This is a genomic window from Paraburkholderia sp. TE9906 (assembly GCF_056279605.1).
Genome location: NZ_JBWCCT010000009.1, coordinates 98193 through 115171, shown reverse-complemented (window position 1 = coordinate 115171; position 16979 = coordinate 98193). Strand labels below are relative to the sequence as shown.

Genomic DNA, 16979 nt, shown 5'->3' with positions numbered 1-16979 from the left:
TTCGTGCGTCATGCGACGCCGCATCACGGTATGCAACCGAGGAGCACGCAATGAAGTCGGACATGGAATTGAAACGGCAGGTCGAAGAAGAGCTTGAGTGGGATCCGTCGGTCGACGCCACGGACATCGGTGTCGAGGTGCATGATCGCGTCGTGACGCTATCGGGCCATCTGGTGAGCTACGCCGAGAAGCTCGCAGCGGAAAAAGCTGCGCAGCGGGTGGCGGGGGTGAAGGCCGTCGTCGTGGAAATGGACGTTCGGCTGCTGCATACGGACGTGAGAACCGACGAGGAGATCGCCAACGCGGTTCGCGCCATTATTCGCTGGACGGTCGGGTTGAGCGAAGAGGCGGTCAAGGTGCAGGTCGAGAAAGGCTGGGTGACGTTGCGCGGCGAGGTTGACTGGGCTTATCAAAGCCATATCGCTAACCGCACAATCTCCAGCATGCGCGGCGTGCTAGGGGTCTCCAACCTCATCGAGGTAGGCGGCGATGCGGCGGCGCTGGATATCGGCGAGCAGATCGGCAAGGCGCTGCAACGACACGCCGAACGCGAAGCGAAGCGCATCGGCGTCAAGGTGCACGAGGGAACGGTCACGCTGACGGGCACCGTCGATTCGCTGGCGGAGCGCTCGGCCGTGCGCGGCGTGGCATGGTCGGCGCCGGGTGTACGCGCGGTTGTCGACAATCTGTCGGTGGGATAGGCACGCTTGCTTGCGGCGGCAGGCGCCGCCGCGCGTGGCGCATCGACGACGCATCTTAAGAAGCAAGGAGCGACTCATGACGATTTCGGGCAACGTGGGCGACGCCGACTGGTCGGTCGCCGCAACGACACATCGCACAGAGGGCGGTTTCGACTGCCATATCCAGCTGAGCCATCGCCAGCGCGAGGGAATGTTCAGGCACGCGTTCATGCACAGCAGTATCTTTCCCACTGAACGCGAAGCCGTACTGGCTGGCTTGCGCGAAGGGATGGACTGGATCCAGCTCAAGATGTCGAACACATTGTCGGTTCAGCCGCCGGAATGTCCTGCCGAGCCTAAGTGATGCGTGTGAGCGGTGGCTGGTTCCGCCCTGATCCATCCCTCGCTTTGCCTTCGTGCGCCCATCTTGACTTGCCGTGGTTCACCTCCGAACGATCCATCCGTACTGCGGGTGAAGAGAGAACGCGAGCCGGGCAGGCGCTCGCGTCCCCTTTAGCTTGTCGAACCTGCCGTTGCGGCACGCGGTCACGGTGGATAAACCGGCGTGTTCACGCGTCGGCCCTCGAGATGATCCATGTCAAACGAGTGCTTCGCGCGCGGGCTTAATCTAAAACTACACGAGGACCCGCCGACGCCCGGATACCGATGGCCGCAGCGGCGAATCCTCCGAATCGAAGGACCCTAACTGTTCAGGAGGCTTACCATGCGCGCATCCGATGTCATGACCAGCAACGTGATATCAGTTACACCCGACATGACCGTTCGTGAGGTCGCCAGAATCTTTGTCGACAACGGCATCAGCGGCGCGCCGGTTCTCGATGCCGACGGGCGAGTCGTCGGGATGATCAGCGAGGGCGATCTGCTTCGCCGCAGCGAAATCGGCACCGACGAGCGCACGCGAGCCTCGTGGCTCGATCTGTGGAGCGCGAGCCATGAAGCACGCGACTACATCAAGACCCATGCGGTGAAGGTACGTGATGTCATGAGCACCGACGTGGTGACCGTCGAGCCCGACACGCCGCTCGGCAAGGTGGCCGGCATGCTCGAAACACGGCGCATCAAACGCGTACCCGTGACCCAAGCGGGGCGGCTCGTGGGCATCGTGAGCCGCGCTAATCTCGTGCAGGCGCTCGCGAGCGTGCCGGACGAGCCGGCGACGGACGTTTCGCTCCCGGACGCCGAGATTCGCGCGATGCTGATGGGTGAACTGGCAGGGCATAAGTGGAGCTTCGCGGGACGCAATATTGTCGTCACCGACGGCGTCGTGCACCTGTGGGGCGTTTTCCAGTCAATGGAGGCCGTCGATGCGGTTCGTGTGGCAGCGGAGAACATCCCCGGCGTGAAGCGCGTGGAGGATCATACGGAGCCCTATCAAATGATGCCCGGCATTTAGCGGGTGGCGAACAGAGCGCTTCGGCAATCGACACATGGGAGGCATGATGGCTCAGAACTTTTCCGGGCAATGGCCTGGTACGGTAGGGGATGGCTTTAACACCCTGTTCGGCGTGACCACGCGGTACTTCGACGCTTTTGAACGGCTGAGCGCGTTGAATTTGCAGGCAATCCGGTTCGGACTCGCTGAAAACCAGGAGACCCTTGCCCGCCTGTGTGCTGCAAAAAGTCTGCCGGAAATGCTCTCTCTGCCGACCTTGCTCGCCCCGGCGGAATTCGCCCAGACGCTGTCGTACAACCGCCAGTTCTTCGAGATCGTGTCTGATCTTCAGCGGGGTTGCGCGCTTCAGGCGCCGCTCGACGCGGCCGGGGAGCCGCGTCAAGCGGACAACCTGCCTGGCGGCCTGGCCGCCCGGTCGCGCGTGGCCTGCGACGTTCCGGCAACGCCGCAGACCTCTGCGACGAGCGCAGGCGCGCACGCGTCACCCGCGACAACGACAACCGAACGCGAGATCGGGCAGCCGGAGAAGCAGGCGATCCTGCCAATGCGTACAGAGTAGCGGTCTCGCGCTGCCAGTCCGATTGGCGTTCGTTGCCGAGGAAGGTGTCGAAAATGAATCGGCCAGGCGCCTTCTGACGACCTTCGCGGTTGTTTTTCGATAAGTGCTGAGGTTACCCAACGAGGCCGGCCCGTCGATCTGCATCGTTCGGTTTTGAGGTCGGCTTCGCGTTCGGAGCGATTGGCCACCAATGGGGCGGCCGGCCTGTTCCAACTCGGCATGGCTCATGCCCGATCTCTCAAACAGTTGATCAAAATCACTTCGCCGACGCGTTCCGACGATATCTTTTCGACTGGTCATGAGCGGCCGTGGGAGGCCTGAGTATGTCGACTCGCCCAGCAGCAGCTTTTCCGGTCAGCCCATCGAGCGCGCGCGACGGACACGTTGTCGCCGTGCGGGGTGCGATCGTCGATGTCAGGTTCGGCGGGGACTCGCTCCCCTCGATTGGCGACGCACTCCTCGTCGTGCCCGACGATCTCGCGCCGGTGCTTGCCGAAGTGCAGGCGCACCTGAGCGAAACCGCGGTGCGCGCGCTGGCATTGCAGGGCACCGCTGGCTTGCGGCGCGGCACCCGCGTGCAGGCGCGTGGCGGCCCCATCGACGCGCCGGTCGGCGACGCCGTGCTCGGCAGGTTGATCGACGTGACGGGCGCGACTTGTGACGATGGACCGGCACTGCCGTCCGAGATCGAGCGTCGGCCGATTCACCGCGCAGCGCCGCCACTCGCCACGCAGAAAGGTACGACGGCGCTGTTCTCCACGGGCATCAAGGTGATCGATCTGCTTGCGCCGCTCGCCCAGGGGGGCAAGGCCGCCATGTTCGGCGGCGCCGGCGTCGGCAAGACCGTGCTGGTCATGGAACTGATACACGCAATGGTCGAGCGTTATGAAGGAATCTCGGTGTTCGCCGGTGTCGGCGAACGCTCGCGCGAAGGGCACGAGATGCTGCTCGACATGCGGACCTCAGGTGTGCTCGCACGCACGGTGCTGGTCTACGGACAGATGAACGAACCGCCCGGCGCACGCTGGCGCGTGCCTTTCACCGCGTTGACGATCGCCGAATATTTCCGCGACGAACGCCGGCAAAACGTCCTGTTGCTGATGGATAACGTGTTTCGCTACGTCCAGGCGGGCGCCGAAGTGTCGGGGCTGCTGGGACGCATGCCGTCGAAAGTCGGTTACCAGCCCACGCTGGCAAGCGAGGTCGCGGGTTTGCAGGAACGCATCGTCTCCGTGGGTGGTGTGGCGGTCACGGCGATCGAGGCGGTGTACGTGCCGGCTGACGATTTCACCGATCCCGCCGTGACCGCGATCGCAGCGCATCTGGACAGCATGGTCGTGCTGTCCCGCGCGATGGCGGCCGAAGGCATGTATCCCGCGGTCGACCCGATCGCGTCGTCGTCGATCCTGCTCGACCCGCTGGTGGTGGGCGAAGAACACGCCGCGGTGGCAACGGAAGTGCGCCGGATCATCGAGCACTACCGCGAGTTGCAGGATGTGATCTCGTTGCTGGGCATCGAAGAACTCGGCGCGGCCGACCGCGCACTGGTAGGACGCGCGCGGCGGCTGCAGCGCTTTCTCACCCAGCCCTTCGCGGTCACCGAGGCTTTCACGGGCGAGGCGGGCCGCTCGGTCGCGCTCGCCGACACGATTGCCGGCTGTCGGGCGATTCTCGCGGGCGAGTGCGATACGTGGCAGGAGAGCTCGCTGTACATGATCGGTGCGCTCGATGAGGGCCGGCGCAAAGAAGAGGCCGCCGAGCACCGCGCCGCCACCACGACCGGGGAGCAGGTGGCATGAGCAAGGGCGCTTTGAGGCTGACCATCGCGACGCCGTCGCAGGTGTGGTTCGACGGCGTGGAAATCGTTTCCTTGCGCGCGGAAGACCCCACCGGTTCGTTCGGCGTCCGAAGCGGCCATGCCGACTTCGTCACGCTACTGACGTCGTCCATCGTCCGCTGGACGGGAGCGGACAACGTGCCACGCTACTGCGCGGTGAGTGGCGGCGTGCTGCTGGTTCTGGGCGGCGCGACGGTGTCCATCGCTTGCCGCGAAGCGATTCCGGGCGAATCGCTGGAAGGGCTCGAGGCAATCGTTCGACACCGCCATGCCGACGAAAGCGATGCAGCGCGGCGCGCCCGTATCGATCAGATGCGGCTCCATGCGCGCGCGGTGCGCCAGATGTTGCGCTACTTGCGGCCGCGCGCCGGCACCGATGGCGCGAATCCCACCGCTGCGGGAGCGTCGCTGCAATGAACAGCCCCCGACACGACGAGCGTCATCCCCATGACGACGGGCTGGCCGACGCGGCCCAGCAGGCTGCGCGGCGGGCGGCGCGCGGGCGCGAGGAGCCGGAGCCGTCGCTCGGCAGCCGGCTCGGTCAGATCGGCATTCTTGGATGGGCCATCGTCGTGCCGACCCTGCTGGGACTGGCACTGGGCCACTGGCTCGACCGCATGTTCGGTACGCGGATATTTTTTTCGGCGCCGCTTCTGATGGTGGGTGCGGCGTTCGGTTTCTGGTCCGCCTGGAAGTGGATGCATCGGCAACAGGGAGCACACCATGATTAGTGCGTTGACAGGGCCGCCGCCGTCGCTAGCCGCCCAGTTCGCGATTGGACTCGCGGCTGGCATTGTCGTCGGCGCGTGGCATTTCGTTTCGTTGAACTGGAACTGGCCGTTGTTCGCCAACGGCAAGACGGCGGCGGCGCTGGCGTTGCAGTGCGCGCGGATCGCGCTGACCTGCTCATTGCTTCTGATCCTCGCGCGCGTCGGCGCGCTGGCGCTGCTCGTCGGCATGGCGGGCGTGCTGCTGGCGCGCCGGCTCGCCATGCTGCGTTACGGAGGCCTGCCATGACCGAGTCACCGCTGACGACTACGCCGGTTCTGCAACTGGGCCCGCTTCCGATCACCGGGCCCGTGCTGGTCACCTGGGCGATCATGGCTGTCGTCGCTGTCGCGGCGATCCTGCTGCGCCGAAGTCTCACGCTCGCGCCTGGTAAATGGCAAACCGCGCTCGAGCTGCTCGTCGACACGACCGACCAGCAGATTCGCGACACAATGCAAGCGGAGGCCGCGCCCTATCGCGCGCTGATCGGCTCGCTGTTTGTCTTCGTATTGATTGCAAACTGGTGCGCCCTGATACCAGGCGTTACGCCACCCACCGCTCACCTCGAAACCGACGCCGCGCTCGCGTTGATCGTGCTGGGCGCTACTGTCTTCTACGGCATTCGCAGCCGGGGTGCCACGGGCTATCTCGCGTCGTTCGCCCAGCCGAGCTGGGTGATGATTCCGCTGAATGTCGTCGAGCAGATCACACGGACGTTCTCACTGGTCGTGCGTCTGTTCGGCAACGTCATGAGCGGGGTATTCGTGATCGGCATCCTGCTGTCGCTCGCGGGCCTGCTCGTGCCGATTCCGCTGATGGCGCTCGATCTGCTGACGGGCGCCGTGCAGGCCTACATCTTCGCTGTTCTCGCGATGGTCTTCATCGGCGCCGCGATCGGCGATCCCCACCATGCCGGCGTCAAAAAGGGCCAAGCCTCATGAATAATCTCGTCGAAATCGTCAGTATCGCTGCGGCCGCGCTTGCGGTCTCGTTTGGCGCGATCGGGCCCGCACTCGCCGAAGGCCGCGCGGTCGCCGCGGCGATGGATGCGATCGCGCGTCAGCCGGATTCGGCAGGCACTGTCTCGCGCACGCTCTTCGTCGGACTGGCCATGATCGAGACGATGGCGATCTATTGCCTCGTGATCGCCTTGCTGTTGCTGTTTGCCAATCCGTTTGCGAAATAGGCGGACGCCATGCGGATCGACTGGTGGACGCTCGCGCTGCAGACAATCAATGCGTTGGTGTTGATCTGGCTGCTCGCGCACTTTCTGTTCCGTCCGGTGGCGGGCATCATCGCGGATCGGCAGAAAGTGGCTCGGGCCCTGATCGCCGATGCCGAGGCGGCAAAGCTCGCGGCCGTGCAAGAGCGCGACGCGGCAGCCCGCGAAACCCAGCAGCTTCTTGCTGAGCGCGGCGAAGCGTTGAAGGCGGTCGCCGTCGAGGCGGCAGCACAAAGGCAGGCGCTTTTGCGCGTTGCGCAAGGCGACGCGGACGCGGTGCGCGCGGCGTCCGCCAGCCAGGCCGCAAGTGCGCGCATCGACCAGGACAAACTCGCGGCCGAACGGGCTTGCCTGCTTGCCGTCGATATCGCCGCGAGGCTGCTCGACCGGCTGCCTGGAAACGCACGCGTGAACGGCTTCATCGACGGGATCGCCGCGGGCGTCGCACAACTCCCGGAGCCTGCTCGGGCGGCGCTGGGCGCTGACGGCGCGGCGCCGGTCCTGGCCGCGCCGCGAGCGTTGAGCCCACAGGAACAGGAACGCTGCCGCACGATGCTGACGACGTGCCTGAAGCGGGATGTGTCCGTCAACTTCGAAGTGGATCCGCAACTGATTGCCGGCCTCGAACTGCGATCGCCGCACGCGCTGGTGCGCAACAGCTTCGGTGCGGAACTCGCCCGGATCAAGGAGGCGCTGCTCCATGACGGCCATGCTTCCGGCTGACTCAGCTGACGACGTCTGGCTCGCCGCGCGGCGCGAGACGCTGTCCCGCACGGCGGGCGCACCTTATGCCGACACGCGGGGCCGGGTGGAACGCGTCGGAGACGGTATCGCGTTCGTCTCGGGACTGGCCGACGCGGCGCTCAACGAGCTGCTGCGCTTCGAAAGCGGCGCGAGCGGCTTCGTGCACACCCTGGAAGCCGACCTCATGAGCGTGGTGCTGCTGGACGACGACGCCACGGTCGAAGCCGGCGCATCGGTCACGCGCACCGGCGCGGTGATCGAGGTGCCGGTCGGCGAGGGCCTGCTCGGCCGCGTGATCGATCCGCTCGGCCGGCCGCTCGATCGCGACGAACCGGTCTCCGAGGCGACGCGCATGCCGGTGGAAAGAGCGGCGCCGCCCATCGTCGCACGCGATCTGGTCAGCGAGCCTGTCGAAACCGGCGTGCTGATCGTCGACGCACTTTTTGCCATCGGTCGCGGACAACGGGAACTGATCATCGGCGATCGGGCAACGGGCAAGACCGCATTGGCTCTCGATGCCATCGTCAACCAGAAGCACACTGACATGATCTGTGTCTATGTCGCAATCGGGCAGCGCTCGACTGCCGTGCAACGGGCGATCGACGCCGTGCGCCGCTATGGCGCCCCCGAGCGGTGCGTGTTCGTGGTGGCGGCTGCAGCTTCGGCGGCCGGACTCCAATGGATCGCGCCGTTCGCAGGGGTCACGATCGCCGAATACTTTCGCGACCGGGGGCAGCACGCGCTGGTCGTCATCGACGACCTCACCAAACACGCCGCGACCCACCGCGAGTTGGCGCTGCTGACGCGGGAGCCGCCCGGTCGCGAAGCGTATCCCGGCGACATCTTCTATGTTCACGCGCGTTTGCTGGAGCGCGCGGCGAAACTGTCGGCGAAGCTGGGAGGCGGTTCGTTGACTGCACTGCCGATTGCCGAAACCGACATGGGCAATCTGTCGGCGTATATCCCGACCAATCTGATTTCGATCACGGACGGCCAGATCGTGCTGGACGCCGCGCTATTCGCGGCCAATCAGCGCCCAGCCGTGGATGTCGGACTGAGTGTAAGCCGCGTCGGGGGCAAGGCGCAGCATCCGGCCCTGCGCAGCGTGTCAGGCCGTTTGCGGCTCGACTACGCACAATTTCTCGAACTGGAAATGTTCAGCCGCTTCGGCGGCCTCACGGATGTGCACGTCGCCGGCAAGATCGCCCGCGGAGAGCGTATCCGGGCATTGATCGCGCAACCGCGGTTCAGCGCACTGCGCACTGTCAACGAAATCGCACTGCTTGCGGCACTGGAGGAGGGCGTGTTCGACGCCGTGCCACCGGCTATCGCGGCCCAGGCTCGCACCCAGCTCGCCGGCCAACAGGCGGACGGGCGCAGCGAAGCCGTCGGTGCGAACGCGGCGTTCGACTCCGATGCCCAGATGGCGCTCGTCACCGAGGTACGCGCGACGGTGCAGCAGCTGTCCCTGGAAGCGACGGATGACCCCGCCCGCAAGGGGAACGAACCATGAGCGGCAAACTCGCCGAGATCGAAATGCGCAGCGCCACCGCGCGCCAGCTGGACGCCGTGATCGGTGCGATGCGCGGCATTGCGGCAGCCCGCTCACGCGAAGCGCAACGGCGGCTGCCCGGCATCCGTTCATCGGCCGCGACGGTGGGGGCCGCGATCGGCGCTGTCCTCTCGCATGGCCGAGGCGAGGATGCGTCCACGACCGCGCCGGATCACGGTGCCCGGATCGTGATCGCGCTGTGCTCGGAGCAGGGCTTTGTCGGCTCGTTCAACGAGCGCATTCTCGACTATGCGCGAAGCTGTCTCGAGCGCACGCCGTGCGAACTTCTGCTCGTCGGCACGCGCGGCGAGATGGTGGCCAACGAACGTCGTCTCCCGTTCGTCTGGCGTTCACCTTCGGCTTCCCATGCCGATGACGTCTCGCCGCTGGCGAGCCGCATCACGGATGCGCTGTACGCTCGGCTGGCAAATCGTGCGGCACACCACGTTTCAGTCGTGCATGCGGTCCCCTGCGTTGCATCCTCGAATGAGCTGGTCGAGCACAGCCTGATTCCATTTGATTTCTCGCGTTTTCAGGCGGTCGATCACGCGCAGCCGCCCTTGCTCAACTTGCCCGCCGACAATCTGCTTACGGGGCTGGTGGAAGCTTATGTGTTCGTCGAAATTTGCGAGGCGCTCATGCTCTCGTTCGCAGCGGAAAATGAAGCAAGGGTACGCGCGATGCTGGCCGCGCGAGCGAATGTGAGGGACACGCTCGACGAACTGACGCAAAGCTATCGCCGCGTCCGTCAGGACGAAATCACCGCCGATATCGCGGAACTGGCGACAGCGGGTATGCAGGCGATCTAGTGTGAGGGCGGCGGGCATGGGAACCGGGACGCGTCGGGAGTGGACAATCAGCAAAGCTGTCGCGTCGGCCGTCTTGTTGCTCATCGCCGTCGTTTTCCTCGGCGGCTGCCTGCCTCGCTGCGCACCGCTGGACGACGCCGAGGCGAGCGCCGCGCTGCGGGACGTTCTTCAGCAATATCAGAAGCGCGGCGAGCTCGCGAAAGATCTGATCGTGCTGGTGCACCCGCCCGGGCATTCAAGCGATACGCCCAACGCGGAAGTAGCGGCTGCGCAAGCGAGTCTCGACCGTATGGTGGCTACTCGGCAAGCGCGCCCCGACCAGATCGAGTTCGAGCGGTTCAAGGTTGCGCAACGGCAACTGGGCGATGCGATATCACGTCTTCTGATCGAATCGGGCAATGACCGGCGTCTTCGTCAGGATTCACGCTTCCGATCGCTGCGCAGGCAGCTTGCCGCGGCGGACAGGCGAATCGCCACGGCGCAAAAGGCATACGACGAGGCCGCCGACCGCTATAACGCGAGCCTCGCTGTGTTCCCGCACGACGTCGAAGCGCACCTTCTGGCGTTGCATGCGCTGCCTAAGTTCGATGTGCTCGACAGAACCGCGAAGCGGCCGCCGCGCACCGATTTCGGTACGCTGCGCGGCTCGATGCAAGTTTGAGAAAGGATCAGTTCATTGTGGGCGGAGGCGAGCATCGGTCGTTGAACTCGACTAGCCATTAGTCCGGCGTAAGCCCCGAGTTTCGCCGGCTCGCAACGCGATTGCTTGATTCAGGTCACGCGCCCGGAATCATTTGCGCCGATGATCCAGTTACCTGTCGCGACAGCAGTATCAAGAAGTCGAGTGGGTTTGCCGCGACCGAAATGAGGAGCGGTTCATGTATCAGAAAATCGTCGTGGCTCTGGATGGCAGCGATTCGTCCAGATGGGCGCTTTATGAAGCGCTCGAGTTCGCTCAGCTCACACAGGCGCGGCTTCATGCGGTTTATATCGTTCATCCGTGGTGCCTGTCCCGATACGCGGGTTATTTCGACGCGGAGCAGCTTCGTAAAGTGCTCCGTGAAGACGGCCGCATTGCTCTGGATGAAGCGCGCCGGGCCATGGCCGGGCGTGGCGTACGCGGCGACACCGAAATCGAAGAGACGGAGAATGCCGCGGATGACGTCCCTCACTGTCTGGGCCGTTGCGTTCAACGTGAGGGAGCCGGACTGGTGGTGATGGGCACGCAGGGCCGGGACGGCGTGGGGCGGCTATTACTGGGCAGCGTCGCGGAAACGTTCTTGCGGCGTGCGGACGTTCCGGTGCTTCTGGTCAGGTGCCCGCAGGATCAGGACGGGATTCCGTCGGGGCTGTAAGCCACCGTCATCTTGACGTACGTCAAGTCATCAAGCGTCGCCGCGAAGAGAATGAACTATCGATGTCCACGGCGCCGTCTGAAGCGCCCCTGGAGACTGGATCATGAACACGACGAGCACTGCCGCTATCGCCCCCCGCGCAATCAAACGGATACTCATCGCAGTCGACTCTTCACCGGAGTCGGCACGCGCCGCGGCCTACGTGCGTCACCTGACGCTGCCGGGGGCCAGGATCCGTGTGATGAGCGTCGCCGAAAATCCCCGTGCCATCTTGCCACTTGGATCGATGACCAATGCCGAACTGCAGCTTGCGCGTGCCGAGTTGGCTAACGATGCAGCCGAGGCCGTCGCGCGGGCCAGGAAGATATTCACGGATGCTGGAACCGACGTGGAGTCGGGCGTCGTGGAAATCTCGAAGCAGGGCGGCTACACCGCCAATGCATTGATCGATGCCGCGGCTGACTGGAAGGCGGATCTGCTCGTCGTGGGTGCGCGTCAGCATCATGGCTTGCTGCGCTGGGTCGAAGGCACCGTATCGGAATTCGTCACCGCTCAGACGCCGTGTTCGATTCTCATCGTGCCGGCGAGCTACGACGCGCCGATCGAGGCATCGCCGGGGCGAATACTGTTCGCGCTCGACGGCAGTAAGGCCTCGCTCGACGCATTGCATTTCGGACTGCAGATAGCGACGCCCGAGTCCCGCCTTCGTGCGCTTTATGTGGTCGACCAGGCCGTCCGGCTGACCGATATCGTGCCGATCCACGTTCTCGAGGACGCGTTCATCGAGGAAGGCAAGGTGATTCTCGAGGCGGCTGCGAGAGTCTTCGAAGACTTGCCCAATGCCGCCGAGACCGCGCTCGTCAAGACGGAGCCTGTGAGCGACGACGTGGCGCATGCGATCGTCCGCGACGCCGGACAATGGCGCGCCGACCTGATAGTCGTCGGCACTCACGGACGACGCGGCATCGCGCGCTGGTTCCTCGGCAGCGTCGCCAGCCGCACCGCGCGCCTCGCTCGCACGCCGTTGCTGCTGGCGCGGCCAGCACCCGAGGCTTGAAACGGGCGACAGACATTCAGGTCGATACGCCGAACGAATCCAGTTGCGGGCTGCCCGCGACCGGATCGTCTCAGCCGCTCACGAACCGGGAAGGCCTTTCCGACATGCAAATCGTCAATTCGCGCCTGCTTCGAATCGGTCTCGCATTCGCGCTCGTTGCCGTGAACGCCGTGGCATCCGCGCAATCGTTGCCTGAGGCTGTGAGCCGCGATGGCGTGCTCTACATGACCGGCGGAATCGGCGCCGATGAGGCTAAAACATTTCTCGCGCTCGCGCCTCGTTACAGTCTGCGCATGATGTTTTCCGCTGCCTCCGGCAACTACCTCTCCGATGTCGACGTGACGATCGCCAATGCGGCGGGGCACGCCATTCTCGACACGCGCACGGAAGGGCCGTTCCTGTTCGTGATGCTGCCGGCCGGGCGCTATCGTATCGCCGCGCATGCCGGACGCGCGGAAATGACGAGGACGGTGGACGTTCCGCGCCGTGGCGGCGTGGACCTGCACATCGTCTTGCAGGCGCGCACCGGCGATGCGCAACCGGACTGCGCGACGTGTCGCGCGGCGAAGCGCGCTCAGGGCCAACCCTGATCATGCGGACGCCGGGTCCCGCGTGCGCGGAGCCTGCCGCCTCGGCGCAGGGGCTGACCCACGCTGAGGTGAAGGCGTTGCAGGCGTTGCACGGCCGCAATGTGACCGCGCGCGACAATCCGCACCTCTGGTGGAGCACTGTTCGCGACGCACTCACGGAGCCCATGTTCCTGCTGCTGCTCAGTGCGAGCGGCCTGTATGGTCTCGTCGGCGAGATGGCGGAGGCATTGACGCTGCTCGCTTTCGTCGCTGCCGTGCTGTCGTTCACGATCGTCCAGAGTCATCGCACGGCGAGCGTGCTCGAAGCGCTGCGCGATCTGTCCGCGCCGCAAGCGCAGGTATTGCGCGACGGCAAACGTGAATACGTCCCGGCGACGGAGTTGGTGCCGGGCGACGTCGTCTTTATCGAGGAGGGCGCAAAGGTGCCGGCCGACGGCGCGGTGACGGAAGCCCACGAACTGAGTGTCGACGAATCATTGCTCACTGGCGAGTCGGTCGCCGTCGTGAAGTTCGCCAGCGCGTCAGGCGAAACGCCGCTGGACGTGTCGCAGCGTTGCCTGTATGCGGGTTCGATGGTGGTGCGCGGTCAGGGCCGCATGCGTGTCACCGCGACGGGCGGACAGACCGACCTTGGCCGGCTCGGCACCAGCCTTGCCGCGGTGAGCGAGCCGCCTTCACCGTTGCAAGTGGAGATCCGGCGCTTTGTCAGGCGTTTCGCGACGCTCGCGGTGACCATCTGCGTGCTGCTCGTCTTTGCCTATCGTTGGCGTACAGGTGCATGGATACCCGGCCTGCTGGCCGGCATCACGCTCGCGATGGGCATTCTGCCCGAAGAACTGCCGATGATCTTCACCGTCTTCATGGCGCTCGGCGCGCGCCGGATCGCCAAAGAGGGCGTGCTGACCCGGCGCCTGAGCGCGATCCAGACACTCGGGCAAACCTCGGTGCTGTGCGTCGACAAGACGGGCACGCTGACCCAGAACCGTATGTCGGTGCGCGCGCTCTACGCGAACGGCGAAGAGCAATGGCTGAAGGACGGCGCGCTCGATATCGGCGCGGCGTTTCATGAGCTGCTGGAATACCTTGTGCTCGCGAGCGAAATCGAACCGCTCGACCCCATGGAGCGTGCATTTCATGAGACCGGTCGTTCCAGCCTCGCCGGCACGGAGCGCCTGCACGAACGATGGTCGCTCGTGCAGGAATACGCATTGACGCCTGAACTGCCAGCCATGTCGCATGTATGGGAGACGCCCGAACTCGATCATCGGGCAGTGGCATGCAAGGGCGCGCCCGAGGCAATCTGCTCGTTATGCCACCTCGAGCCGGACGAGGCGCACGCGCTGATGGAGCGCGCCACGCGCATGGCGGAAAGCGGACTGCGTGTGCTCGGCGTGGCGCGGGCTCGGCATCATGGCGACGCATGGCCGGAACAACAGCACGACTTCGCGTTTTCGCTGGTGGGGCTGGTCGGACTGCTCGACCCCGTGCGGCCCGAGGTGGCGGGCGCGGTGACGGCGCTGAAAGCCGCGGGTGTGCGGGTCGTGATGATTACCGGCGACTATCCGTCGACGGCGCGGGCCGTCGCGACCGATGTCGGGATAGACAGTGCCCGCGTCGTGACGGGCGTCGAGCTCGCTGCCATGGACGCCGCCGCGCTGCAACGGGCGATCGACGGCGCGAGCGTGTTCGCCCGCGTCAGGCCGGAGCAGAAGCTGAAGCTCGTCGACGCGTTCAGGCACGCGGGCGAGGTCGTCGCGATGACCGGCGACGGCGTCAACGATGCGCCCGCGTTGAAGGCCGCCCATATCGGCATCGCAATGGGCATGCGGGGTGCCGAGGTCGCTCGCGAGGTCGCGTCCCTCGTGCTGCTGCGCGACGAGCTGACGCCGATCGTGTCGGCGCTGCGGCTCGGCCGGCGCATCTACGACAATCTGAAGCTGGCCGTGGCGTACACCATTGCCGTCCACATTCCGATGATCGCCGCCGCGACCGTTCCTGTTCTGGCCGGCTGGCCGCTCATGCTCGCGCCGGTGCATATCGTGTTCCTCGAAATGATCATCACGCCCGTGTGCTCGATCGTCTTCGAGAACGAACAGGAGAGCCGCTCGATCATGCGCCGGCCGCCGCGGCGAATCGGCGAACGGCTCATGTCGAATCGCACGCTGGCCCTGAGCATCGCGCTGGGATGCGCGGTCGCGCTGATCGTCGTCGGCATGTATGCGTCGCTGGTGAGACACGGGTTCGATCCGGTCGCCGCACGCACCGCTGCCTTCGTGTTGCTAGTGGCGGGCAATATCGGCCTGATGTTTGCCGTGCGCGCGTTGCCGCATGGGCGGGCGGGACGCCGCCCGCACGCGACGAATCCATACGGCTGGGCCGTGGTGCTGGCGGCCACGCTCAGTGTGGGCGCATTGATGGCGTGGCCGGCACTGGCGCGGCTGTTCGGCCTGCGCCCGCTCCTTGCTGTGTGGGCCTGACAGCGTCCATGCTGGCGGGCGCGAAGCCGTCGCCGCGCTTGACCTCGATCAATCGACCTGCGCGGCGGACCACTAGGCTGAGTGTGTGACGCCGTCTGGCCGGACGCGACTTGCCCTGCCGATGATCGTCGCACGGGATCAGTCAGCCGTAGCGGTACGAATCGCGCCGCACGGTAATTTTCGGAGGAAACGACGATGAAGCCGGATAGTCAACTGAAGCAGGAAGTCGAAGACGAACTGATGAGCAGTCCGGCCGTCGACGCAAACGGGATAGGCGTTGCCGTAGTCGACGGCATCGTGACGCTCAGCGGACACGTTCCAGACTATGCGACGAAAGTGGCGGCTGAAAAGTGCGCGCTCAGAATCGGCGGCGTCGTCGCGGTGGTCATCGGCATCGACGTGAAACTGCGCGAGTCGGAGCAGCGCACCGACGAGGACGTCGCCTTGAGCGCGCGCGCCGTGCTCGACTGGATCGCGGGCCTCGAAGATCAGGCGATCAAGATCAAGGTCGAGAAGGGCTGGGTGACGTTGAGCGGCGAAGTCGAGGACGGCTATCGCAGCCGCATTGCGGAGAAGAATATCGTTCATATGCGTGGCGTGACGGGCGTCACGAACGACATCAGGATCCGAGGCTCGGCATCCCCGCTCGATATCGAACACAACATCCGCAAAGCGATTCAGCGCCATGCCGAGCGGGAGTTGAAGCACGTGGGCGTCGAAGTCGATGACGGCATGGTGACTTTGTCGGGCCGTCTCAGTTCGGCCATCGAGCGCTCCGTCGTGACGGGGGCGGCACGTTCGACGCGCGGCGTGAAGGCTGTCGTCGATCGACTTGTAATCGGCTGACGCGACAGGCGCCGAGGCGGGCAGTTCGAGGGGCCAGCCAGGTCCAGCCGGTTTCAGCATCACTCGAGCGCGAGTCCCCGCCCGGACGGCGACTCGCCGTGTTCTTCATGCCACCGGACGATGGTGGACCAGACGTCCGCCGCGGTTTCGCGGAAACAGAACAACGCGGCGTCCTGCGGCGCGATCATGCCTTCGCTGATCAGAAAATCGAAATCGATGGCGCGGCGCCAGAACGACTCGCCGACCAGCACGACGGGCAAGCGCCGGATCTTGTTCGTTTGCAGCAAGGTCAAGACCTCGAACAATTCGTCGCAGGTTCCGAAGCCGCCAGGGAAGAACACGGCGGCTTGCGCGCGTTCCAGCAGATGGAGCTTGCGAACGGCGAAATAGTGGAGCCTGAAACAGAGCGCCGGCGTGAGATACGGATTGGGTTTCTGTTCATGGGGCAACGAGATATTCAGGCCGATGCTCGGCGCATGGCGATCGTGCGCGCCGCGATTCGCCGCTTCCATGATGCCGGGGCCGCCCCCCGTTACAACCGCCAGCGTCGAGAGGGCTCCCGTGCACCGTGCGCTGCCGACAATACGGCCTAATTCGCGGGCGACGCCGTAGTAGCGGCTGTGCTTGAGCAATTTCCTCGCGACTCGCAAGGCGCTTTGGCGCTGCGCATCGTCGGGCCGAGTCTCCAGCGCTTGACGGGCATCCTCAACCCGCCGACGCGCAGCGGCCGGCGCAATGATTCGTGTGCTGCCATAGACCACGATCGTGTGCCGGATCGCGTGTCGCTGCAGCGTTTCTTCGGTCTTCCAGTAATCGAGTTGCAGCCGGATGCCACACATTTCGGGGCGTCGCAGAAAGGCGACGTCTTCGTCCGCCTGCAGATACGTGGGGCTGTCTGTCAGACGGCGCACGCGCTTCGATTGGGCCGAAGTGGTGGCGCCGCCGTGCTCTGGCAAGCTTCGCGCGGGGGCGTGCCGACGCGGGGCGCGCGTGCCATCCGCATGATCCTCGATTGCCACACCGGCCTGCGTGGACGCGTGCTTTTGCATCGTGGTCATCCCCATTCCCG

The 16979-nt window shown here is 65.2% G+C and carries 20 protein-coding genes; 19 read left to right on the top strand and 1 reads right to left on the bottom strand.

From position 1 onward, the window contains the following. The first annotated feature begins 50 nt into the window (after positions 1-50). The 19 genes from ACZ9H4_RS24475 (at position 51) to ACZ9H4_RS24385 (ending at position 15910) form a co-directional block, all read left to right on the top strand. Positions 51-701: a BON domain-containing protein gene (locus ACZ9H4_RS24475; protein WP_408147661.1), complete on the top strand. Its 651-nt coding sequence runs from the start codon at positions 51-53 to the stop codon at positions 699-701. 76 nt (positions 702-777) lie between these two features. Further along, on the top strand, positions 778-1044 hold the full coding sequence (locus tag ACZ9H4_RS24470; RefSeq protein ID WP_408147663.1) for a UDP-glucose 4-epimerase: 267 nt from the start codon (positions 778-780) through the stop codon (positions 1042-1044). A gap of 360 nt (positions 1045-1404) precedes the next feature. After that, positions 1405-2094: a CBS domain-containing protein gene (locus ACZ9H4_RS24465; protein ID WP_476121384.1), complete on the top strand. Its 690-nt coding sequence runs from the start codon at positions 1405-1407 to the stop codon at positions 2092-2094. Between the two features lie 43 nt (positions 2095-2137). After that, positions 2138-2653 (top strand): TIGR01841 family phasin, encoded by a 516-nt coding sequence (gene phaP, locus ACZ9H4_RS24460; RefSeq protein ID WP_476121382.1) that lies wholly within the window; start codon positions 2138-2140, stop codon positions 2651-2653. Positions 2654-2976: 323 nt separating this feature from the next. Beyond that, complete coding sequence (gene atpD, locus ACZ9H4_RS24455) at positions 2977-4452, top strand: F0F1 ATP synthase subunit beta (protein ID WP_408325592.1); 1476 nt, start codon at positions 2977-2979, stop codon at positions 4450-4452. After that, positions 4449-4907: a F0F1 ATP synthase subunit epsilon gene (locus tag ACZ9H4_RS24450; RefSeq protein ID WP_476121380.1), complete on the top strand. Its 459-nt coding sequence runs from the start codon at positions 4449-4451 to the stop codon at positions 4905-4907. Before atpD ends, ACZ9H4_RS24450 begins: the two co-directional genes overlap by 4 nt. Next, a complete protein-coding gene (locus tag ACZ9H4_RS24445; protein ID WP_476121377.1) occupies positions 4904-5221 on the top strand; it encodes an AtpZ/AtpI family protein in 318 nt (105 codons plus the stop codon). The genes ACZ9H4_RS24450 and ACZ9H4_RS24445 overlap by 4 nt, the downstream gene beginning before the upstream one ends. Then, positions 5214-5507, top strand: coding sequence for an ATP synthase subunit I (locus ACZ9H4_RS24440; RefSeq protein WP_408147676.1), 294 nt, complete (start codon positions 5214-5216; stop codon positions 5505-5507). Before ACZ9H4_RS24445 ends, ACZ9H4_RS24440 begins: the two co-directional genes overlap by 8 nt. Then, on the top strand, positions 5504-6199 hold the full coding sequence (locus tag ACZ9H4_RS24435) for a F0F1 ATP synthase subunit A (RefSeq protein WP_476121375.1): 696 nt from the start codon (positions 5504-5506) through the stop codon (positions 6197-6199). Before ACZ9H4_RS24440 ends, ACZ9H4_RS24435 begins: the two co-directional genes overlap by 4 nt. Beyond that, positions 6196-6444: a F0F1 ATP synthase subunit C gene (locus ACZ9H4_RS24430; RefSeq protein ID WP_408325603.1), complete on the top strand. Its 249-nt coding sequence runs from the start codon at positions 6196-6198 to the stop codon at positions 6442-6444. The genes ACZ9H4_RS24435 and ACZ9H4_RS24430 overlap by 4 nt, the downstream gene beginning before the upstream one ends. 9 nt (positions 6445-6453) lie before the next feature. Beyond that, complete coding sequence (locus ACZ9H4_RS24425) at positions 6454-7203, top strand: F0F1 ATP synthase subunit B (protein ID WP_476121372.1); 750 nt, start codon at positions 6454-6456, stop codon at positions 7201-7203. Continuing rightward, complete coding sequence (locus ACZ9H4_RS24420) at positions 7181-8737, top strand: F0F1 ATP synthase subunit alpha (RefSeq protein WP_476121370.1); 1557 nt, start codon at positions 7181-7183, stop codon at positions 8735-8737. Before ACZ9H4_RS24425 ends, ACZ9H4_RS24420 begins: the two co-directional genes overlap by 23 nt. Beyond that, the gene (locus ACZ9H4_RS24415; RefSeq protein ID WP_476121368.1) at positions 8734-9585 is read left to right on the top strand and encodes a F0F1 ATP synthase subunit gamma; all 852 of its coding nucleotides are present in this window, start codon (positions 8734-8736) and stop codon (positions 9583-9585) included. Before ACZ9H4_RS24420 ends, ACZ9H4_RS24415 begins: the two co-directional genes overlap by 4 nt. A 73-nt stretch (positions 9586-9658) precedes the next feature. Next, positions 9659-10246 (top strand): LemA family protein, encoded by a 588-nt coding sequence (locus ACZ9H4_RS24410; protein WP_408147688.1) that lies wholly within the window; start codon positions 9659-9661, stop codon positions 10244-10246. A gap of 217 nt (positions 10247-10463) precedes the next feature. Next, complete coding sequence (locus tag ACZ9H4_RS24405) at positions 10464-10940, top strand: universal stress protein (RefSeq protein WP_408325617.1); 477 nt, start codon at positions 10464-10466, stop codon at positions 10938-10940. A gap of 103 nt (positions 10941-11043) precedes the next feature. Next, positions 11044-11997, top strand: a complete 954-nt coding sequence (locus ACZ9H4_RS24400; RefSeq protein ID WP_476121364.1) for a universal stress protein — start codon at positions 11044-11046, stop codon at positions 11995-11997. After that, on the top strand, positions 11994-12587 hold the full coding sequence (locus ACZ9H4_RS24395) for a carboxypeptidase-like regulatory domain-containing protein (RefSeq protein ID WP_476121362.1): 594 nt from the start codon (positions 11994-11996) through the stop codon (positions 12585-12587). Before ACZ9H4_RS24400 ends, ACZ9H4_RS24395 begins: the two co-directional genes overlap by 4 nt. Positions 12588-12589: 2 nt before the next feature. Beyond that, a complete protein-coding gene (locus ACZ9H4_RS24390; protein ID WP_476121360.1) occupies positions 12590-15064 on the top strand; it encodes a cation-translocating P-type ATPase in 2475 nt (824 codons plus the stop codon). A 195-nt stretch (positions 15065-15259) separates the two neighbouring features. After that, positions 15260-15910 carry a BON domain-containing protein gene (locus ACZ9H4_RS24385; protein WP_476121358.1) on the top strand — a complete coding sequence of 217 codons (651 nt, stop codon included), beginning with the start codon at positions 15260-15262 and terminating at the stop codon, positions 15908-15910. Between the two features lie 59 nt (positions 15911-15969). On the opposite strand, the gene ACZ9H4_RS24380 is transcribed toward ACZ9H4_RS24385, so the two are convergent. After that, on the bottom strand, positions 15970-16968 hold the full coding sequence (locus tag ACZ9H4_RS24380; RefSeq protein ID WP_476121356.1) for an LOG family protein: 999 nt from the start codon (positions 16966-16968) through the stop codon (positions 15970-15972). Positions 16969-16979: the final 11 nt, after the last annotated feature.